Annotated in this window: 18 protein-coding genes and 3 pseudogenes; 18 read left to right on the top strand and 3 right to left on the bottom strand. The window is 38.1% G+C overall.

Annotation, left to right across the window (positions count from 1 at the left end; translation table 11 throughout):
* Window positions 1–83 precede the first annotated feature (83 nt).
* The 12 genes and pseudogenes from SAZ04_RS04735 to SAZ04_RS23350 all read left to right on the top strand — a co-directional run.
* Complete coding sequence (locus SAZ04_RS04735; protein WP_332691801.1) at window positions 84–1,769, top strand: fumarate reductase/succinate dehydrogenase flavoprotein subunit; 1,686 nt, start codon at window positions 84–86, stop codon at window positions 1,767–1,769.
* A complete protein-coding gene (locus tag SAZ04_RS04730) occupies window positions 1,766–2,002 on the top strand; it encodes a 4Fe-4S dicluster domain-containing protein (protein ID WP_332691798.1) in 237 nt (78 codons plus the stop codon). Before SAZ04_RS04735 ends, SAZ04_RS04730 begins: the two co-directional genes overlap by 4 nt.
* A gap of 270 nt (window positions 2,003–2,272) precedes the next feature.
* Entirely contained in the window at window positions 2,273–3,397 is a 1,125-nt protein-coding gene (locus SAZ04_RS04725) for an ABC transporter substrate-binding protein (RefSeq protein WP_332691795.1), read from the top strand.
* Between the two features lie 36 nt (window positions 3,398–3,433).
* Window positions 3,434–4,267: an ABC transporter permease gene (locus tag SAZ04_RS04720; protein ID WP_332691792.1), complete on the top strand. Its 834-nt coding sequence runs from the start codon at window positions 3,434–3,436 to the stop codon at window positions 4,265–4,267.
* A 34-nt stretch (window positions 4,268–4,301) separates the two neighbouring features.
* Complete coding sequence (locus tag SAZ04_RS04715; RefSeq protein WP_332691789.1) at window positions 4,302–5,090, top strand: ABC transporter ATP-binding protein; 789 nt, start codon at window positions 4,302–4,304, stop codon at window positions 5,088–5,090.
* 44 nt (window positions 5,091–5,134) lie between these two features.
* Complete coding sequence (locus SAZ04_RS04710) at window positions 5,135–6,268, top strand: Mrp/NBP35 family ATP-binding protein (RefSeq protein ID WP_332691786.1); 1,134 nt, start codon at window positions 5,135–5,137, stop codon at window positions 6,266–6,268.
* Between the two features lie 264 nt (window positions 6,269–6,532).
* Window positions 6,533–8,446, top strand: coding sequence for a DNA topoisomerase (ATP-hydrolyzing) subunit B (gyrB, locus tag SAZ04_RS04705; RefSeq protein WP_332691783.1), 1,914 nt, complete (start codon window positions 6,533–6,535; stop codon window positions 8,444–8,446).
* A 112-nt stretch (window positions 8,447–8,558) separates the two neighbouring features.
* Complete coding sequence (locus SAZ04_RS04700; RefSeq protein ID WP_332691780.1) at window positions 8,559–8,945, top strand: helix-turn-helix domain-containing protein; 387 nt, start codon at window positions 8,559–8,561, stop codon at window positions 8,943–8,945.
* Between the two features lie 15 nt (window positions 8,946–8,960).
* Window positions 8,961–9,110, top strand: a complete 150-nt coding sequence (locus SAZ04_RS23365) for a helix-turn-helix domain-containing protein (RefSeq protein WP_431308960.1) — start codon at window positions 8,961–8,963, stop codon at window positions 9,108–9,110.
* A gap of 57 nt (window positions 9,111–9,167) precedes the next feature.
* On the top strand, window positions 9,168–9,332 hold the full coding sequence (locus SAZ04_RS23360) for an IS3 family transposase (protein ID WP_431308959.1): 165 nt from the start codon (window positions 9,168–9,170) through the stop codon (window positions 9,330–9,332).
* Window positions 9,313–9,708: pseudogene (locus tag SAZ04_RS23355) on the top strand (transposase); the annotation flags it as partial. The gene SAZ04_RS23360 and the pseudogene SAZ04_RS23355, both read left to right, overlap by 20 nt.
* Window positions 9,709–9,787: 79 nt before the next feature.
* A pseudogene (locus SAZ04_RS23350) lies at window positions 9,788–9,934 on the top strand (helix-turn-helix domain-containing protein); the annotation flags it as partial.
* An 88-nt stretch (window positions 9,935–10,022) separates the two neighbouring features.
* Here SAZ04_RS23350 and SAZ04_RS04690 read toward each other — a convergent pair.
* The 3 genes from SAZ04_RS04690 to SAZ04_RS04680 all read right to left on the bottom strand — a co-directional run bounded on the left by SAZ04_RS04690 (window position 10,023) and on the right by SAZ04_RS04680 (window position 12,964).
* Window positions 10,023–11,216, bottom strand: coding sequence for a YeiH family protein (locus SAZ04_RS04690; protein WP_332691777.1), 1,194 nt, complete (start codon window positions 11,214–11,216; stop codon window positions 10,023–10,025).
* A gap of 468 nt (window positions 11,217–11,684) precedes the next feature.
* A complete protein-coding gene (locus SAZ04_RS04685) occupies window positions 11,685–11,948 on the bottom strand; it encodes a ferredoxin (RefSeq protein ID WP_332691774.1) in 264 nt (87 codons plus the stop codon).
* Window positions 11,949–11,968: 20 nt separating this feature from the next.
* Window positions 11,969–12,964, bottom strand: coding sequence for an NAD(P)/FAD-dependent oxidoreductase (locus SAZ04_RS04680; RefSeq protein WP_332691771.1), 996 nt, complete (start codon window positions 12,962–12,964; stop codon window positions 11,969–11,971).
* Window positions 12,965–13,977: 1,013 nt separating this feature from the next.
* Here SAZ04_RS04680 and SAZ04_RS04675 point away from each other — a divergent pair.
* The 6 genes and pseudogenes from SAZ04_RS04675 to cydC all read left to right on the top strand — a co-directional run.
* Window positions 13,978–14,187 (top strand): annotated as a pseudogene (locus tag SAZ04_RS04675) (Gfo/Idh/MocA family protein); the annotation flags it as partial.
* A 292-nt stretch (window positions 14,188–14,479) separates the two neighbouring features.
* Window positions 14,480–15,820 carry a cytochrome ubiquinol oxidase subunit I gene (locus SAZ04_RS04670; protein WP_332691768.1) on the top strand — a complete coding sequence of 447 codons (1,341 nt, stop codon included), beginning with the start codon at window positions 14,480–14,482 and terminating at the stop codon, window positions 15,818–15,820.
* The gene (locus SAZ04_RS04665) at window positions 15,817–16,833 is read left to right on the top strand and encodes a cytochrome d ubiquinol oxidase subunit II (RefSeq protein ID WP_332691765.1); all 1,017 of its coding nucleotides are present in this window, start codon (window positions 15,817–15,819) and stop codon (window positions 16,831–16,833) included. Before SAZ04_RS04670 ends, SAZ04_RS04665 begins: the two co-directional genes overlap by 4 nt.
* Window positions 16,834–16,847: 14 nt before the next feature.
* Window positions 16,848–16,949 (top strand): cytochrome bd oxidase small subunit CydS family protein, encoded by a 102-nt coding sequence (cydS, locus tag SAZ04_RS23345; protein WP_431308958.1) that lies wholly within the window; start codon window positions 16,848–16,850, stop codon window positions 16,947–16,949.
* A gap of 3 nt (window positions 16,950–16,952) precedes the next feature.
* Complete coding sequence (gene cydD, locus SAZ04_RS04660) at window positions 16,953–18,674, top strand: thiol reductant ABC exporter subunit CydD (protein ID WP_332691762.1); 1,722 nt, start codon at window positions 16,953–16,955, stop codon at window positions 18,672–18,674.
* Entirely contained in the window at window positions 18,671–20,395 is a 1,725-nt protein-coding gene (gene cydC, locus SAZ04_RS04655) for a thiol reductant ABC exporter subunit CydC (protein WP_332691760.1), read from the top strand. The genes cydD and cydC overlap by 4 nt, the downstream gene beginning before the upstream one ends.
* The last annotated feature ends 97 nt before the right edge of the window (window positions 20,396–20,492 follow it).

Below are 20,492 nucleotides of genomic sequence, written 5' to 3'. Positions count from 1 at the left end.
AGTTGAATGAGGTATTGCTTGATTGATAAGATTTTCAATAACAAATAACAATTCTACGGGCAAACTAAAAGGAGGCACAAAGAATGGAAACGAGAAAATATGAAACAGACGTGTTAATTATCGGTGGCGGTAGCGCAGGGACAATGGCTGCTATTAAAGCAAAACAAGCAGACCCAACAATCGATGTACTCGTATTGGACAAGGCAGATATTCGCCGAAGTGGGGCCATCGCAATGGGGATGGACGGGTTAAATAATGCAATTTTACCAGGGAGGGCAACCCCAGAAGAATACGTACTAGAAATTACCGAAGCCAATGACGGGATCGTTAACCAAAAAGCGTTGTTACGTCAAGCGGAAGAATGTTACGACGTTATTAAAGAATTAGATAGTTGGGGCGTAGATTTTGAAAAAGATGAAACAGGTGAGTTCGTTGTCCATCGTGTTCACCGGAAAGGGCGTTACGTTCTCCCGATGCCTTATGCAAGTGATTTAAAGAAGATATTAGCAAAACAAGTGAAAAAGCATAAATGTCGTGTCGTAAACCGAGTCATGGCGACACGTTTATTAACAAATGGTAACCGTGTCATTGGAGCTTTAGGACTCGATGTTTTTACAGGAGATTTCGTTATAGTCAAAGCGAAAGCCGTTGTTGTTACAGCTGGAGCAGCAGGACGAATGGGTTTAACCGATTCAGGGTACTTGTACGGAACGTATGAAAATCCAACCAATACAGGTGAAGGATTTGCGATGGCTTATCATGCAGGAGCAGAGCTAACCGGTATCGAGTGTTACCAAATCAATCCAACGATGAAAGATTATAATGGCCCAGCCTGTGCATACGTTGCTGGACCATATGGGGGTTATACAGCAAATACACAAGGAGATAGAGTAACTGGGTGTGACTACTGGAGTGGCGATCTGATCATGCGTATGTGGGAACTATCCAATAAAGGTGAGTGGCCAGTGTACTTAAAGATGGACCATTTAGATGAAGAAGTTATTTCAAAAATTGAAGGAATTCTACATTTAAATGAACGCCCAAGTCGTGATCGCTTTCATGCAGGTAGAAACCAAGACTACCGAAAGCACATGGTAGAACTACACATTTCTGAACCGGGCTTGTGTAGTGGACATAGTGCATCTGGTGTGTTTGTCAATCATGAAGCAGAAACGACGTTAGAAGGGTTATATGCAGCCGGTGATATGGCCTGTGTACCGCATCAATACTTGCTAGGGGCAATGACTTTTGGGAAAATCGCTGGGACAAATGCAGCGAAATATGTAAAAACTGTCGCGAGTATGGAGCCAGATGAAATTCAAATTGAGAAAGAACGAGAACGAATTTATGCTCCATTAAAGAATCCAAATGGTGTACCGCATAACCAAGTGGAATATAAAGTAAGAAGAACGGTGACACAATATATGATGCCACCAAAGAATAAAGATAAATTTGATATTGCTCTCGCTCGTTTTCAACACTTACGTGAAGAGGACCTTCCGATGATAGGTGCAAGAGACCCTCATGAACTTGGTCGTGCACTCGAAGTGCATACGATATTAGATTGTGCGGAAATGATGGCGAAAGCATCATTATTCAGAAAAGAAAGCCGTTGGGGATTTTATCATTACTTCTTAGATTACCCAGAGAAAGACGACAAAAATTGGAAGAAAAGAGTGAATATTAAGAAAGGTGAAAATGGAGAAATGAACATCTTTACGCGTGAACTAGAGCCGTATATTATTCAACCGGAGGTGGCTGTAAAATGAGTAAGTTTTCCAATAACTTAATTGAACAACGCGTTGACGCTGCAGTTATTATTGATCGCGAAAAATGTATTGGGTGTGACATTTGCGTCCAAGTTTGTCCGATGGGAATTCTCGCCTTAGATGATGAGAAAAAAGCGTATATGAAATATGACGAATGTTGGTATTGTACACCATGTGAAACCGATTGTCCGGTAGATGCTGTAACAGTAAATATCCCTTATTTAGTCCGATAATAAGCTTTTGTAAAAGAGATGTCGTATATGTAAAATAGTCAGAATATTATAAAAAATCTATCCGAATGCATTAGAAACATCTGACTTTTATAGCTACAGTTCTTTTTATCCTGATTAAACTTCCCTTTAGAGATTTACAGTCAAGACGAAGGGGGAAGCAAATCCCCGTCCGTCCTGAGTGAGGTTTTACTTTTTGCAATAAAATGTTATTGATGCCCTGTAACGGAAGGAAATGAAGCTTGTAGATTATAAAGGTAGGTGTGAAAAAGTTTGAATAGATATATGAAAATGAAACTTTTATCCGTAACCATATGTTTTTTAACTGTAGTTACAGGGTGTAGCTCATCTGAAAGTGAAGTAGCATCAACTTCTACTAGTGATAATACGTCAGATTCGTCCAATCAATCGGTCACGATCATGATTGGTCATCAATCGCCAACGGCACAAACATGGGGTGCATTGATTATGAAAGACCAACAATTTTATGAAAAGCATTTAAAAGATGTAGAGCCTGATGTGGATTTTAAGATTGAATGGTTTGATTCACCAGCTGGACCACCACTCAATAATTCCATGGTTGGCGGAGATATGAGACTAGCCTTTATGGGAGATATGCCAATTCTTTCAAACGGTATTGTTGGAGTGACAAACCCCAATTATAACTCTGTTTTCTTAGCGTTTGATGGAAAAGGGGAATTTGGAAAAAATCAATCCATCATCGTGCCGAATGAAGGTGTGAATTCCATTAATGATTTAGAAGGTCTTAGTGTATCAACTCCTTTTGGTTCGAGTGCTCATCGTATGCTTTTAGCAGCCTTAGAACAAAATGGGCTTTCTGGAAAAGTAGAAGTGGTGGATCATAGTGTGTCTGTTGGCTTACAAAGTATTGAAGAAAAGAAAATTGATGGACACGCTACATGGGAGCCTTGGCCAAGCTTTATGGAATACCGGGGACAAGGCGCAATTTTATTTGATGGTGAATTAACGAAGATTGATTATCTTGATGGGGTAGTAGCTAATAAAGACTGGGTTGAAGAAAACCCTAGTTATGCGATAGCTTTTTTAAAGGCATTAATTGAATCTCACCAGTTTATTTTAGCTAACCCACAAGAAGCAGCTGAAATTTTTGCTAAAGAAAGTGAATTCCCACTTGAAGTAACTGAAATCATGGTCGAAACGATTCATTTTGACTCTGGAATTTATGCTCATGACATTGAAACGTTAAATGGATCCCTTCAATTTTTATCCGATCAAGGAATGCTTGAGGGTGAATTAGATTTAACACAATTTATCGATGACAAATACTTAAAGCAAGCAGCTGAAGAAATGGAATTAACCTATTTAAGAGAGCAAGAAATGAATGGAGGTAAGTGGATTGACTGGATGAGCCGGTAAGTTACTGTATGTCATATCAAAGAAAGGGGGATTTTAATGAGTTTATTTAAGGTAACAGATGTCACTCTAGAGTTAAAATCATTACCGAATTTACTCGATAGGCAATATGCTCGTTACACATTACGAATAGTAACAATTTTAGGTTTTTTAATAGCGTGGGATTTACTGGTAAAAATCAATTTGATGTGGCCATTACAATTTGGTAATATGCCTTCTCCTATTTCAGTGTTACAAACATGGTCTACTTTATTGACCGCTCAAGATGGGGGAAGGTATTACAATGATATTCTTATGAGTTTAACCCGTGTATTTATTGGGATTTCCCTTGGGTTTCTCACTGCTGTTCCGTTAGGGATTTGGATTGGGTTATCAAAACGCGCTACTGATACGGCTTTTACTATTTTTGAAGTGTTTAGACCCGTACCTCTCATTGCCTATTTACCTGTAGCGATGCTGTTGTTTCCAACAATCGAAGGTGGAATCATCTTCATTACGTATATCGGTGCGTTCTTTCCGATCTTAATTAGTGTTCGTGATGCAACACTACGAATGTCGCCGAATTTAATTAATGCGGCGAAAATTTTAGGGTGTAAAAATTCGAGTGTATTTTGGAAAGTGTATATCCCGTCAATGGCACCAGAAATTTTCACAGGACTAGTTGTTGGTGTAGGGGCTTCTTGGATGGGGGTTATTACAGCGGAAATTATGTCGGGAAAGCATGGTATAGGGTATTTTAGTTGGACATCTTACAACTTATTAAAATATGAAAGTTCCTTTATTGGGATGTTTACGATAGGGGCCCTTGGGTTTGGTTCGACAGCATTTGTCCGATTTATTGAACGATCCGTCATTCGTTGGAAAAAAGCATAGCTATTTTTAACCTTTAAATTAGGGAGTGATCGTTTTGAGTATTGAAATTAAAAATGTTTCTAAATATTTCAACATTAATCGTAAAACATATTTGAAAGCGTTAAGTGATGTTTCCATGTCTATTCATCAAGGTGAGTTTTTATGCCTCCTTGGACCATCAGGCTGTGGTAAGAGTACATTACTTCGACTTATAGCGGGAATAGAAACGCCTACTAAAGGAGAGATTCGCTCGAACGGAAAGGTATTAAAAGGGTTAGACACCAGTAGAGGATTTGTTTTTCAAGAATATTCACTTTTTCATTGGAGGACCGTTCGAAAAAATATTCAATTTGGATTAGAAAACAAAGGAATATCTCGTCAAGAACAAAATGATATAACTGACCATTATTTAGATTTAGTTGGCCTTACGGATGTAGCGAATGCATATCCATCTCAAATATCAGGAGGGATGAAACAGAGGGTTGCATTGGCTCGTGCTCTTTGTTTGAAACCAGAAACCTTGTTAATGGATGAACCGTTTGGGGCGCTTGACGCGATGACACGTCTGAAGTTGCAAGATGAATTGATTCGCGTCTACCAAAAAGAAAAAATTACAATCGTATTTGTCACTCATGATGTGGAAGAAGCTGTTTATTTAGCTGACCGGATTGCGATAATGGGTGCACGTCCCGGACATGTAAAGCAAATTGTAGATGTAGCGATTGAGCGACCTCGAATTCGAACAGACCAACATTTTTCCGAAATTCGCAGTGATATTTTAAGTAGTTTTGGATTAGGGGTAGAAAAATCTGTAACTGAAGAAAAGCAAAAGGTTTCTGTCTAGTACTATAGTTCTAATAAAACATTTATATAGAAGAGGTGAGTTCATTGATTAAACAAGAACAAGTACTTCACGCATTAAACAGTGTAAAGGATCCAGAACTAAACCGTAGCTTAGTTGAGTTAGAGATGGTGCGTAACATCGAAATATCGACAGAAAATGATATTCGCCTTGAGGTTGTATTAACGATTTCTGGTTGCCCGTTAAAAATAACGATTAAAGAGGATGTTGAAAAAGCGTTGAAAAATCTTGGTGCAACAACTGTAGATGTTCATTTTGGAACAATGACAGATGAAGAGCGTGCAAAACTAGCGAAATATATGCAGGAAACAAGAAAGAACAATGTAACGTTACCTGTTGAGAAAAGTTCAGTTAAAAAAACACAAAAGCCAATAACGAGTGATTCACCACTTCTAGCAAAAGATTGTAAAACGGAGTTTTTATTAATAGCAAGTGGAAAGGGAGGCGTTGGTAAATCAACCTGTACGGTTAACCTTGCCGTGTCTTTGGCAAAACAAGGGAAAAAAGTTGGAATCATCGACGCTGATATATATGGATTTAGTATTCCATCATTAATGGGAATTGAGCAACGACCGACAGTGATTGATTCCATTATGCTTCCAGTCGAGAAGTTTGGAGTCAAGGTAGCATCAATGGGATTTTTTGTGAAAGAGAATGACCCTGTCATCTGGCGTGGACCGATGTTAAGCAAGATGCTACTAAATTTCTTTGACATGATTTTCTGGGAGGAACTTGATTATATGGTGATTGACTTACCACCAGGTACAGGGGATGTTGCCTTGGATTTACATCGAATACTTCCTTCTTGTAAAGAAATTATTATTACGACTCCTCATGAAACAGCAAGTTTAGTTGCTGAGCGAGCGGGGACGATGGCGCGAAGAACAGAACACGAAATTGTTGGTGTTATAGAAAATATGTCTTATTTTGAAGGGGTAGATGGAAAAAAAGAATATATCTTTGGCCAAGGTGGTGGGGAAGCGGTCGCAAAATCATTAGAGACAAGGTTGTTAACACAAGTGGCAATCGCAACTAGTGGATCCACACACGTTAATGGACAAGGAGTATACAGAGATTCAACTGTACAAGTAAAGCAATTTGAGTATGTAGCACAATTTGTTATCGATCGAAGTAAGCAACTTGCTGCCATGGCTCAGTAAAATTAGTGAGTTTGGGCAAGCGCATTTCAAACATGTCCTACCCACCGATATCAAGGAAGGGACACAATCAGGAAAACGAGCATGGAGACTATTGGAATGCTTGGAGGTACCCATAATATTGTTTTGGTTTTGATTGCTTGTATATGGTTAATTACATCGGATGGCACTTCATTCAAACAATCATTCATTATTTCGGTGTAGAGGACAATGAATAATTTGAAAAGATATTCGATTCAGAATCAGTTTCAAGAGTAGGTGATATAAATGATCGAGAAGCAAGAATATAATGAAAATCAAATTCAGGTGCTAGAAGGGTTTGAAGCAGTACGGAAGCGACCAGGTATGTATATTGGCTCGACAAGTAGTGAAGGTCTTCATCATTTAGTATGGGAAGTTGTTGATAATAGTATTGATGAAGCGCTTGTTGGCTACTGTGACGAAATAACGGTTCATATCTGTAAGAATGGTTCTGTTTCTGTTACAGATAACGGGAGAGGAATTCCCGTCGGTATCCATAAAAAGTTAGGTAGACCAGCAGTGGAAGTGGTATTAACGGTTCTTCATGCTGGTGGTAAGTTTGATAATGAAGGCTATAAAGTATCAGGTGGGTTACATGGAGTGGGCGTTTCTGTAGTGAATGCCCTCTCTGAATGGTTAGAAGTTGAAGTGAAGCGAGGAGGAAAGGTTTACTGGCAGCGGTATTTATTTGGGATACCAGAAAATGACCTAGAAGTAATTAACACTACGACAGAAACGGGTACGAAAATTACATTCAAACCAGATGAAACGATTTTTTTAGAGACAACTGAATTTGATGTTAATGTAATCAGAAATCGATTACGTGAGTTAGCTTTTTTAAATCAAGGGATTAGCATTACGTTAATAGATGATCGAGATGAAACAGAAATCTTTTATAAATATGATGGAGGGCTTCTGTCGTTTTTGGAATACTTAAATCAAAATAAAGACGGTGTATCGGAACCTTTCATATGTAGTGAGAAAAAGGATGAGATGACAGTCAATATAGCGGTTCAATATAATGATAGTTATACGAGTGCTATTTATTCATTTGCTAACAACATTCGTACACACGAAGGAGGTTATCACGAGATTGGCTTTAAAAGTGGGATTACTCGTGTGATTAATGATTATGCCAGAAGGTACAATCTCTTAAAAAAGACAGACCCCAATTTAACAGGTGATGATGTTAGAGAAGGATTGACGGCCATCATTAGTATAAAACTACCAGATCCAGAATTTGGAGGGCAAACGAAAACAAAATTAGGAAACAATGAAGCAAGAGGGATAACTGAATCAATCTTTACTGAAAAATTCATGAAATATCTCGAGGAAAATCCTGAGAGTGCTAAAAAAATTGTCAATAAGTCGGTATCAGCTGTAAAAGCAAGAGAAGCAGCTAAAAAAGCGAGGGAGCTTACAAGAAGAAAGAATGTACTCGAGGTTAGTGCTCTACCAGGAAAACTAGCTGATTGTTCGTCGAAAGACGCGTCAATAAGTGAACTGTTTATTGTAGAAGGTGATTCTGCTGGTGGTTCGGCTAAGCAAGGACGTGATCGCCATTTTCAAGCGATTTTACCATTACGTGGAAAAATTATTAACGTGGAAAAAGGACTTTTAGATAAGACTTTAGCTAATAATGAAATTCGTGCGATGATTACTGCCCTTGGTACAGGCATTGGCGAAGAGTTTATGATAGAGAAAACAAGGTACCATAAAATTATTATTATGACAGATGCGGATGTAGATGGTGCTCATATCCGGACACTACTTATTACATTCTTTTTCCGTTATATGAGACCGTTAATTGAGCATGGCTATATTTATATCGCTCAATCTCCACTTTATAAAGTTACAGTCGGAAGAGAAGTTTTTTATGTTTACAATGAAGAGCAAAAAGACAAGGTTTTAGCTGGAACTGGAAACGGAGATAAACATTTAAAGAAAGTGATCCAACGTTATAAGGGGTTAGGTGAAATGAATCCCACTCAATTGTGGGAAACGACAATGGACCCTAACGAAAGAACCCTTCATCGAGTTGTTTTAGAAGATACTAACTATGAAGAAAAGGTTTTTGAAACATTAATGGGTGATCAAGTAGAGCCAAGAAGGAAATTTATTGAAGATAATGCACAATTCGCTATAAATCTCGACATTTAAATAAAAGTAGCAAGAAGGAACCAGCTAACTTCTAAGAAAGTGATATGCTCCCCTTAAGGTGGTAGACAGATTAAAAAATAAAAATCTGCTACTTTAAAGGGGAGTATTTTTTATGCTTAAAAGAGGTTACTCTGCAGAAGATAAATTAGAAATCTTGAAAGCCTGTGAGGGTGGACAATACTCATTAAATGAAATCACCAAAATTTACAATATGCATAAATCTACCATTATGGAATGGAGACGTAAATTCGATAAATATGGTTCAGAAGGTCTTAAAAAATCCTCTACATGGAAAAAGTACTCCAAAGAACTAAAGCTTGCCGCAATAAGAGGTTATCAATCTGGAAAATACTCGCTTCGGGAAATTACAAGAAAGTATGAACTATCGGATAAGTCTGTCCTCAAGAAATGGATTAGGAAGTATAATAGTCATAGAGAGATAAAGGATACGGGGAAAGGAAGAAATCAATCTATGACTAAAGGTAGATCAACGACTTGAGAAGAACGAATTCAAGTGGCTTTATATTGTATAGAGAACGGTAAAGATTATCAGAAAGCAACTGAGACTTACGAAGTCTCTTATCAACAAGTATATCAATGGGTTAAGAAGTATGAAATGGTGGAGATGAAGCACTTAGAGATAAACGTGGAAGAAATAAAGTAGAAGCAGAGCTTTCTTCAGAAGAAAAAGTTAATCTTGAGATGAAGCGATTACCGTCGTATGATGTTGTACATGAACCGAAAATTTAACAAGAAGCTTAATCATAAAAGAATTTATCGGTTAATGAAGGTAGCTGGATTAAAGTCTGTCATTCGTAAAAAGAAAAACGTTATATTCATTCTCTCCACAACATGTTGCAGAAAATGTGTTGAACAGAGAATTTAAGGCTGATAAACCAAATGAAAAATGGCTATCAGACGTAACTGAGTTTAAATATGGCTCATCACAAAAGGCCTATCTGAGTGCCATTCTTGACCTTTATGATGGATCAATTGTTAGCTACGTCTTGGGACACTCTAACAATAATCAGCTTGTGTTTGATACACTTGATGAAGCCCTAGCTATTTCTCCGGAAGCACATCCTCTTTTACATAGTGATCGAGGATTTCAGTATACCTCTCTTGGATTTAAACGGACGATAGATAACGCGAAGATGAAGCAAAGTATGTCACGTGTTGGAAGATGCATTGATAATGGACCAATGGAATCTTTCTGGGGTACCCTCAAGTGTGAAAAATATTATTTACATAAATATGATACGTTTGAAGAGCTTTCTAAGACGATTGATGAATACATTCAATTCTATAGCCGTGATTGTGTGGTGGAGTGGTATTATAAGAATGCTGGTCAAAAAAGCCTAGCAATTACGACTCTACCCAAACAAAGAACAGACGACTCTCATTAACAAGCTGTACCCGTTTTGTTTTCAATCGTTTCCTCGCTCTTTGGAATGAAAAATACAAAGAATAGAAAAAGGATTGACCTACCAAACTTGGCCTTGTCCGTTTTGCGAAAAGTCGTGAGGTCGAAGGACAGAATCTCGGTGAAACGATTAGACTTACGCACTCTTACAATCTACATCGTAATAAATCCGCTGATTAAATAAACCATAATTAAACTAATAATGCTAACAGAAAGGGCGGCTACCATTCCTATGTAAAAAGGTTTAATTCCAAGGCTTTTAAAAATACCCAATCTTGTAGATAATCCAACCCCAGCCATTCCAATTCCTAGTAAATAATAAGAACCAAACGTACTTAAACTATGGTGAATTGCAGTCCATTGTGGGGAGGAAATAAGTCCGAAAGCCAGCTCATCTTTAGCAACTCCAGCATCGCCTATCGAGCGAATAATCGTGAGTGCTATAAATCCAATGACGAATAGAGGCATTAATTGATACCATTTCACTGGATTCACTTGTTCCGCTTCATTTACGATTTTGCTTCTATTGAGGTACGTTAAAATAGGAACAACAGCAATAATGAATACATTTCGTGTTAATTTTGTAATGGTTGCGGTTTCTATTACTTCTTCTATATGAAACATCTGATGATACATTAAGGCAGCACCTGTTACTTGTGCTGTATCGTGGATGGCGGTTCCTAAAAATAAGCCGGCTTGAATTGGATCAGCATGAAATAAATAAAATGCGATATATGGATAAAGTAACATGGTAATTAAACCAAAAAGTGTAATATTAGCAATTGCATAGGCCAATTCTTCATCATTGGCTTTAATACTAGGGGAAATAGCTGCGATTGCCGTTACTCCGCAAATAGCTGTTCCACTAGCGACTAATGTACCTAAGCGGTGCGATTCGTTCATTTTATTTGTAATCCATAACGTAATGAGCAGCCCAGAAGCAATACAAGTAATAATAATTGGAATTCCCCATGCTCCTAATTTTATAACATCGAAAAAACTTAAACGTATCCCTAACAAAATGATTCCAAGCTTTAACATCGCATTAATAGAGAACATAATTCCCTTTTTAAATACTTCTTGTAATCCAATAATATTTCGAACGAATAAACCAAGTATAACGGCAACGAATATTCCTGAGATGGCACTTGGATTATTTAATGGAAGTCCTTGGTAGTTATTTATACCTGTGCCAAACCATTTCGCGAAATAAGAGCTAAGGATCATTATTATCGTACATAACATTAACCCTGGTAGTAATTGAAGGGATTTTTGCATATAACTAATTTTCTTCGGACTAATAACTTCTTGTTCTTGAACTTGTGTTTTCTCGTTAGGTAATGACATCGGTATTCACTCCCTTTTTCTTTCTTACCTTCACTTAACTTAACATTTAGTGATTATTGTAAGTTATAATGAGAGTTATTAAGAAAACCAATAGATGAAACTAAAAAAGATCTTTAAGTGAATATAGAATTAATAGAAACGAAAAACAACACGGGAAAAGGACTGTAAAGGATCCTTTTCCTTTTTAAAGTAATTACTCAACTTTCTCAGACCAAATTAGGCAGGTAAGTCTAATATAGCTTGGTAAACCTGTAATCCATTGTGATAGTTGATTTCTAAGTAATTGTTGTATTTGTTTAAGGATCGACTTAGTCGTCTTAAAGTACAATCTAGAGATCCATCGCTTTTTAGCGTGTTTTTAAAAAATAGCACCTAAGAAATTGAATTGTGTAATTAAGCTTACCGGAAGTAGATCCTAGATCTGTAAATCAAGGAAGTAATTCAAAGGTTAATATTTTAGCCCTAAAATTAAACTATATTACATCGGTCAAATTTTAATGGGTCTCCATCAAATGATTCATCAGCAATTTTGATAGAATGAGTCGGGCAGCCTTCAAACGTATCCTGAACGTCTTCTTCAAGTTCTTCTGGAACATTTACGGTACCTTTATTGTTATCCAGAATAACAAATGCAATTCCCTCATCATCATTGTCATAAATATCTGGCGCTGCTGCCTCGCAGGCACCACAAGCGATACAAGTATCTTTATCAATAATAGTATACATAGCCATTTGTTTAGCTCCTTTCAGTATTAAGAAAATATAGACGTACTATGAAGCGGCTGAACTTTTGCTTTTGGATCCAAGTAAGATTTTGCGTTATTTACAGCGGTTGGAGCTTCACCAAGTCCAGTTGCAATCAACTTCACTTTTCCATCAAATGTAATAACGTCGCCTGCTGCATATACGCCTGGAATATTGGTTTCCATCCTAGAATTAACAATGATAGAATTTCCTTCTAATTCAAAACCCCAATCTTTAATAGAGCCGAGAGAAGATACGAAACCATAGTTTACAATTACTTCATCAACTTCAATTATTTCTTTGATACCTTCTTTACCTTTTTCTAAGATTACTGTATTAATTCTATTATCATTACCTAAGAACTCAACAGGTACATATGGTGTTTTGATATTAACTTTTGAAGAGAGTAATTGTGCGACACTATGTTCGTGGGCTCGGAACTTATCTCTCCGATGAACAAGGATTACTTGTTCTGCAATTGGCTCAAGCATTAATGCCCAATCAACTGCAGAATCGCCCCCACCACAAACCATTACTTTCTTATCACGAAATTTATCCAAGTCATCAATGAAATAATTGAGGTTTTCATTCTCAAACTTTTCTGCTCCTTCGAGTTCAATTTTTCTTGGATGAAAGGCACCATTTCCAGCGGTGAGAATGATAGTTCGTGTTAAATGCTCTTCCTTATTAGTAGTGAGTTTAATGACTCCATCTGCTTGGATATTAAGATCTTGAGCCACTTGTTCTAAACAAATTGTTGGATTGAACTGCGACATTTGCTCTTTTAACTGATTGACTAATTCTTGGGCACGAATTTTTGGAAAACCGGCTACATCATAAATATATTTTTCAGGGTATAGGGTAGATAGTTGGCCACCAAGCAGGGGTAAACTTTCAATAATTTTCACAGATAAATTTCGCATGCCACCATAGAACGCAGTGAAAAGGCCTGTAGGTCCTCCTCCTACAATTGTGATATCATATATTTTCAGATCAGCTTCCAATATACTACCTCCTAGAATAATCGCTTTACGAACATTATTTTCAGCAATGTTACAAAATGTATATCCATCTCGCATATAGCAAAAATTTTATTCATTTTTTACGCTTATAGCATTTAATCAGATCAGCTTTCGTTATAGGTCGTCAACTCCTTTTCTTCTTTCACCTGAAGCAATGTTATTGCTGGTCATAGCCCCTGCGCCACCCGTGAATTAATACGTCTGTTTCTAATTTTTTTGTCAATAGAATTGGTATTTGTTATTGAAAGTCTTTTCAACCAAGCAACACCTCATTCAACTTTACCACCCCCTAAAATACATGAGAGATTTTATCTGTAACCATTTTAATTTTTACCTTTAGTTGGAATACATCCTTTACTTAAACCAATTATATTTAACTAAACCTTACGTGTGAAATACAAAAAATTGATAATATTATCCAAATATTAATGTAATCGCTTTAATGTGGTAAGTAATTAAAAGATAAGTATTGCTATAGCTTGGTGATCTTTAATCCGTTGTGGACGAAGTCAATTAGCATACTATATTAAGGGACTTGAAAAACTTCCGTAAGTGTGACTGATATTGGTATGGATTGAAAATGATGATGTTTAAATTAGGGCAATTATCGATTTTTATTTACCACTCAAAAAACATTCTGAGAAATATCACATATCTACTGTTCAAGCGAATGCCGATGACTTAATAAGTGACCAAGAGCTAGATGCGGTATTTATTGGTGTTCCAAATAAATACCATGCTCCTATTGCAATAGAATGCAGGGAAATATGTTCTATTAGAAAAGCCGATAGTGATAAATAAAAGCGATGCTAAAGAAATTCTGATCACTCAAATAGAGACACGCAAATTGGTCAAGATCCACATAAAATGCACTAGGAGTCCTTAGTGATCAGGTAAAAGACCAAGTGGGAAGAGGAGAACTCGGTATCATATAGTATGCAAAAGCAAGTTGGTTTCGTAACAAGGGCATTTCTGGATAAGGAACGTGGTTTACACAAAAAGCAGAATCCGGAGGCGGTCCACTTATTGATATAGGAGTACATTTGCTTGAACTTTCCTTGTATTTGATGGGGAATCCGAAACCAGTTAAAAGCAGACTACAAAACATGACGAATGCTTATATTGGCAAGTTGGACCATCGAGAAAATTTGCGGTTATTCTTAAAGATTGCACCAAATGTATCTTCTATTCCTAAATTGTCTTAAATGGTGAACCAGGTTTTATATCGATAAAACTAAATACGGGGTGCGGATGAGTATTTTACCGAATAGAAATAAAATTCGTTTATTAAAAGTGGGAGGAGACCTTCTGCTTTTTTTGTTGTAAGATCCCTTTTTCATGAATGCTTGAAAGTAAAATGATTGCAATAAATATGTACTGTCATTAAATTCTCACTCTTTTGTAACAAAATCGTTTAATTTGTGATGTGCTTCACATACATTTCGCATATACAATATCTATAACTCCAAAAAGAAACGAATGAAGAGGGGGAGAAAGATGGAATCAGTTGAATTTAGTCGCTATTTAACGATGTTGACATTATCTGTCCATGTGATTTTTGCAACAGTTGGTGTCGGTGTTCCTATATTAATAACGATTGCCCATTGGCTCGGATTAAAAAGAAATGATGAACATTATCTTTTACTTGCAAAACGTTGGGCACGTGGATATGTCATTAGTGTGGCTGTTGGGGTCGTAACAGGTACAGCCATTGCTTTGCAATTGGCTCTTCTATGGCCGCGGTTTATGGAGTTTGCAGGTCAGCTTGTTGCGCTACCGCTATTTATGGAGACTTTTGCATTTTTCTTTGAAGCGATATTCCTTGGAATATACTTATATACATGGGATCGGTTCAAAAATCCGAAGACTCATTTTTACTTGCTAGCTCCGGTTGTTTTAGGGTCAGCGATGTCTGCTCTATTTATAACGTCTGTTAATGCCTTTATGAATGCACCGCAAGGCTTTTCGTTAGTTGATGGACAGCTAACGAATATTCAGCCTTTACTTGCAATGTTTAACCCGGCTATGCCTACGAAGGTGGCCCATGTCTTATCATCTGCTTATATGACTACTGCTTTTATTCTTGCATCGATTGCGGCTTTTCATTTAATGAAAGGAAACCGCCATGAGTATCACCGTAAGGCACTTGCGTTAACGATGAAGGTTGCGCTTATTTTCTCGATTGCGACAGCGCTTGTTGGTGATTTGTCAGGTAAATATCTTGCAGAATATCAACCTGAAAAGCTAGCAGCAGCTGAATGGCATTTTGAAACAGAAGGAGAAGCGCCGCTAGTTCTTTATGGTGTGTTAACAGAAACGAATGAAGTGAAGTATGCAATTAAAATTCCATATGCGCTTAGTATTCTCGTACACAGCAACCCGTTTGGAGTTGTGACCGGATTAAATGACATACCTGAAGAACTACACCCACCTTATGAGATTCATTACTTCTTTGACATTATGGTTTCAATTGGGATTGGGCTAACCGTGCTTTCTTTAGTCTATTGGATTGCCCTTACACGTAATTGGGGATTTATCAAAACACGTCCTTTTCGTTTCATGCTTGTCCTTTCAGGTCCTTTAGCAATGATTGCGATTGAAGCCGGTTGGTGGTTTGCAGAGATGGGACGTCAACCGTGGATTATGCGTGGGTTTATGACAACAGTTGAAGGTGCAACTGATTCGCCTTATGTCGGTATTATGTTCATTGCCTTTGCGTTGTTGTATATCATCTTATTAATTGGAACAGCCGTTGTATTGACGCGTATGTTCAGAAGGAATCCAGTTGAGCGTGAGCTGGAGGAAATGTCGATCGAACAAAGGAGTGTTGCGAAATGACGATTGAATTTATCGGGATATCGGTATTGTGGTTATTCCTGTTTGGCTATGTCATTGTTGCGTCGATTGATTTTGGAGCTGGATTTTTTAATGCCTCTACGATTTTGACTAGAAAGCATCATATCGTAAACACAATCATTCAGCGTTATTTGTCTCCTGTATGGGAAATTACGAATGTGTTCTTAGTATTCTTTTTTGTCGGTATGATTGGTTTTTTTCCTAGTACCGCGTACTATTTTGGTACGGTATTATTAATTCCGATTAGTATTTCGATTATTTTACTAGCGCTACGGGGAAGTTATTATGCTTTTGGCACGTATGGGACGAAGGGGCATGTTGGCTATACGTTGATGTATGGAGTAACAGGCGTACTCATTCCAGCTTCGCTATCTACTGCTTTAATTGTGTCTCAGGGTGGATTTATTCGTGAGACAGTAGTGGGCGGCATTGAACTAGATTATGTTGCGCTGTTTACGAGTCCGTTTGCCTGGTCGATTGTTTTGCTTAGTTTAGTAAGTGTTTTATTTATCTCAGCAAGTTTCTTAGCTTACTATTCTTCTGTTGCCAAAGATGCTAAGGCATTAAATTTATTTCGAAGATACACATGGATTTGGAGCTTTCCGACGATTGTGACAGCACTAGGAATTATTATTGAGATGAAGTGGCATAATCCATCTCATTATGAAGGGTTGCTATCCCTTTGGTGGCTATTTGCACTATCGTTTTTATGCTTTATCACAAGTTTGTGGTATTTGAAAAAAGGTCACTATGGCTGGTCATTTATCTTCGTTGTCTTACAATTTGCACTCGCATTTTATAGTTACGGGATCTCACGTTATCCATATCTATTGTATCCATATTTAACGATTTATGATGGTTTCACAAATGAAACGATGGCTTACGCGCTTATTACCGTGTTTATCTTGGGGCTTTTATTACTTATTCCATCGTTGTATTTAGTGTTTAAGCTGTTTATTATGAACAAACCTTACATTCAAAAAGGCAAAGTATAGGGAGGGAGCTAAACATGCACAATTTTCTGTTGTTTTATGCACCGCTCCTTGTTGTCGTGCTAGCAATGGTTCTTTCCTTTTTCGTGGCTGCTAAAAACACGAAGTATGAGGATTAACCGATGAAGTCACTTCAGAAGCTGGCATCTGCACAAAAGAGTCGGTATTATACGCTGTTTCTGTTGGCATTTGTCTTAGGGATTTTAGTCATTTTGCAAGCGTATATGATCGTTTCGATTGTTGATGATCTTTTTCTAACTAAACAAACGTTTGATCAAGTTTTACCAATGTTAATCGGATTATTGGGGGTGCTCTTAGCTAGAGCAGTTCTATCCTATTGGAACGGGAAAATCGGTGTAACAATGGCTACGAATGTCAAAGCGGACTACCGAAAAAGATTACTAGGATCTTTTTCTAGTCAATCTTTAACCGGATCCTATAAGGGGCAATCGGGTCAGAAAGTCAGTGTGATGATGGATGCGGTTGATGAGCTTGATAGTTATTTCAGTAAATATGTCCCGCAACGGATTCTGTCATCAATTGTGCCACTTATCATCTTAGTAGTTGTGTTTAGTCAGCATCTGTATTCGGGTCTCATCATTTTAGTAACTGCCCCATTTATCCCACTATTTATGGCGATCATTGGGGGTTTAACGCAGCGTAAGTCAGAGGCACAGCTTGATAGTTTGGCAGCTTTTTCTGGACGGTTTCTTGATACGCTTCAAGGACTAGTGAGTTTGAAGTTGTATGGGAAATCCAAACAGTACAAAGACGTCATTAAGCGGAGTAGCTTAGATTTTCGCGATACGACGATGACGATATTAAAAGTGGCCTTCACATCTTCATTAATGCTAGAGTTTATCTCGATGCTTAGTATAGGACTTGTTGCGTTGGAGCTTAGTCTCAGACTTATTGTATTCAATCAAATTTCCTTTTTCACCGCTTTCTTCATTCTGTTACTAGTTCCTGAATTTTTCACTTCGCTTAAAGAGCTAGGTAGTGCGTTTCATGCTGGGAGAAGTAGTATGGGAGCAGCGGTGAAAATTGAGAAAGAACTTGAAAAGGGAGAAGTTTCAACAAGGTGGGGGAGCGAGAAGATGCCCAATGTTCCTCGGTCAATCGAATTGAAAAATCTTCAGTTTCAATATGATTCAGCCGAATTTACTTTGAAAGACATTCAAGCTTCCATTCCTCCGTACGGTCAAGTTGCGATTGTTGGTAAGAGTGGTTCTGGCAAAACGACATTGCTACATGTGCTAGCAGGTCTATTACACCTTGAATCCGGAGAAGTTCTAGTAGATGGCCGCAAGCGTTCTGATTATCTGGAGGAGGAATGGTTTGGTCACATCAGCTATATTACGCAACACCCTTATATATTTGCAGGGACGATTGAGGAGAATATGGCTCTTGGTGTTTCTGCAACGAAGGATGAGATTCGTAAAGCTGCTGGCAAAGCGGGCATTGCTAATATGGTGCAGTCTTTGCCTCATGGGTTTGACACTGTTATTGGAGAAGGGGGAAGAGGCCTGTCAGGTGGAGAGAAACAGCGGGTCGCACTCGCCAGGGCTTTTCTAAAGAATCCTTCGGTTGTGTTATTTGATGAACCAACATCAGGGCTTGATCTCTACACAGAGCAGTTGCTTCAACAATCCATTCAAGAACTTTCCAAAACGTCAACAATCATTACCGTTGCTCATAGGTTGCAAACGATTAAGGATGCAAACCATATTCTTTTTCTTGAAGAAGGAACGTTACGTGCACAAGGCACACATGAGCAGTTAAAGACATCAATTTCTTCATATCAGGAACTGTTCTCTACACAAAGGGAGGAGGAAAAGAGATGAAAGAACTGCTTACCATCACCGGTTTTATTATGAAAAAGAAGAAAGATGTCATCTTGTCGATTGTTTTTGGATATATTGCTGGAATGACGGCGGTCGGTTTGTTTGCTGCGAACGGGTATTTAATTTCCAGAGCTGCACTCGAACCTCCGCTTTATGTGTTGATCACAATGGTTGCTGTTGTGAAAATAAGTAGCTTCTTGCGTGCAGGCAGTCGTTATGCTGAACGCTACTATTCTCACCGGGCAACCTTTACGATGCTAAGTGATTTACGCGTTTACTTCTATGAAAAGCTTGAGTCAAAAGAGCGTAGTTTATTTCAAACCTATCGAAGTGGAGATCTTCTAGCTCGAATTGTCGGAGATGTGGAAAGTCTTCAGAACTTTTTCCTGCGTGTTGTGTATCCACCAATTATTATGGTTACGATATTTGTCAGTACGATCTTCTTTGTCAGTTTTTACTCGATTTCGATCGTGATCTTGCTAACGGTCGGTTTGTTTCTAACTGGCTTCGTTATTCCCGCTTGGTTTGCTAACAAGCAGAAAAAACTAGGTAGTAAACTTCGTGAAAAACGGGCGCACGTATCAACAGAAGTGACAGAGTGGTTTCAAGGGTTTCGAGAATTGAAGATTCACCAAAAGCTAAAAGAGAAAGAGCGACAATTGGTAGTTGCTTCTGTTGCTTATATTAAAGAGCAGGAACAAGATGGGACCCGGTCCATTGCCAATCAGTCTGTTAATATGGCTATCTCGCTCTTTATTACATGGGCAGTACTCGTAACAGGAGCCTATCTTGTGGCAAGTGATCAGCTAGATGGTGTTTTCTTAGCGATGCTTGTCATGATGAGTTTGACTGTGTTTGAACACTCAACCCCGATGGCTGCTTTTCCAATCTACTATGAAGACAGTGAAAGAGCAGCAAAACGACTGTATTCAGTAGTTGAAAAAGAGAAAAAAACGGAAACCATCGCTAAAAAAGAGAACAAATCATGTGAAAAAGTCCCGTCTATTGAACTAAAACATGTTAGCTTAACCTTTGCTGGTGAGCATCGCAAAGCATTGAATGATGTGAGTCTGTATTTGCCTGCTGGTTCAAAGACCGCAATTGTTGGACCGAGCGGATCTGGTAAATCAACTTTGTTGCAGCTCATTTTGAACCTGTACCCTTCTAGTGAAGGGGAAATCTACTTGGGCGGGGTACCGGTTAAAGATTTTGACCAAGAAAGCCTCTGGCAAAAGGCGAACGTGGTTCTTCAAGAGAATCACTTTTTCTTCGGGACGATTCAAGACAATCTCTTATTATCAACAGACACGTGGACAGATGATGAGTTACAGCAGTTATTAGTTGACGTTCAATTGTCTAGATTTTCTCTATCAGATAAAGTTATGGAAAAAGGAGAGAATTTGTCAGGTGGTCAACGGCAGAGACTAGCGATGGCACGAGCGATTGCAAAGGGTTCTTCTTTATGGCTGCTTGATGAGCCTACTTCTTCTGTAGACTCGTGGACGGAACGACACCTCTATGATTTGCTGTTTCAAAAGGCGAAAGAAGATACGGTTGTCCTCATTAGCCACCGTCTTGCTGAATTAGAGAGAATGGATCATATCATTGTTATGGATCAAGGAAAGATTGTTGAATCAGGCTCATTTAATCAGCTTATGGATTCAAAAGGCTATTTCTATCAACTGAAGCAAATTGAGAATAATGTGTTACAACATGCTTAAAGAAGTTGTTAAAAAGGGTCAGAACTCACATCATTAGTCGTGGTCTGATCCTTTTTGTTTCGCAAATACGCGCTAAGATATTGACACATAAAACAGT

This window comes from Halalkalibacter lacteus, assembly GCF_036663595.1.
GTDB classification, from domain to species: Bacteria; Bacillota; Bacilli; order Bacillales; family Bacillaceae_D; genus Halalkalibacter; species Halalkalibacter lacteus.
Note: the sequence above shows the minus strand (reverse complement) of the source record. Positions and strands in the feature narration are given on the sequence as shown.

Coding starts and splice junctions, on each gene's coding strand:
- SAZ04_RS04730 (WP_332691798.1), top strand. CDS start 1,766: ATGAGTAAGTTTTCCAATAACTTAATTGAACAACGCGTTGACGCTGCA.
- cydD (WP_332691762.1), top strand. CDS start 16,953: ATGAAGTCACTTCAGAAGCTGGCATCTGCACAAAAGAGTCGGTATTAT.
- cydS (WP_431308958.1), top strand. CDS start 16,848: ATGCACAATTTTCTGTTGTTTTATGCACCGCTCCTTGTTGTCGTGCTA.
- SAZ04_RS04685 (WP_332691774.1), bottom strand. CDS start 11,948: ATGGCTATGTATACTATTATTGATAAAGATACTTGTATCGCTTGTGGT.
- SAZ04_RS04735 (WP_332691801.1), top strand. CDS start 84: ATGGAAACGAGAAAATATGAAACAGACGTGTTAATTATCGGTGGCGGT.
- cydC (WP_332691760.1), top strand. CDS start 18,671: ATGAAAGAACTGCTTACCATCACCGGTTTTATTATGAAAAAGAAGAAA.
- SAZ04_RS04720 (WP_332691792.1), top strand. CDS start 3,434: ATGAGTTTATTTAAGGTAACAGATGTCACTCTAGAGTTAAAATCATTA.
- SAZ04_RS04665 (WP_332691765.1), top strand. CDS start 15,817: ATGACGATTGAATTTATCGGGATATCGGTATTGTGGTTATTCCTGTTT.
- SAZ04_RS04700 (WP_332691780.1), top strand. CDS start 8,559: ATGCTTAAAAGAGGTTACTCTGCAGAAGATAAATTAGAAATCTTGAAA.
- SAZ04_RS04690 (WP_332691777.1), bottom strand. CDS start 11,216: ATGTCATTACCTAACGAGAAAACACAAGTTCAAGAACAAGAAGTTATT.
- SAZ04_RS04670 (WP_332691768.1), top strand. CDS start 14,480: ATGGAATCAGTTGAATTTAGTCGCTATTTAACGATGTTGACATTATCT.
- gyrB (WP_332691783.1), top strand. CDS start 6,533: ATGATCGAGAAGCAAGAATATAATGAAAATCAAATTCAGGTGCTAGAA.
- SAZ04_RS23360 (WP_431308959.1), top strand. CDS start 9,168: ATGATGTTGTACATGAACCGAAAATTTAACAAGAAGCTTAATCATAAA.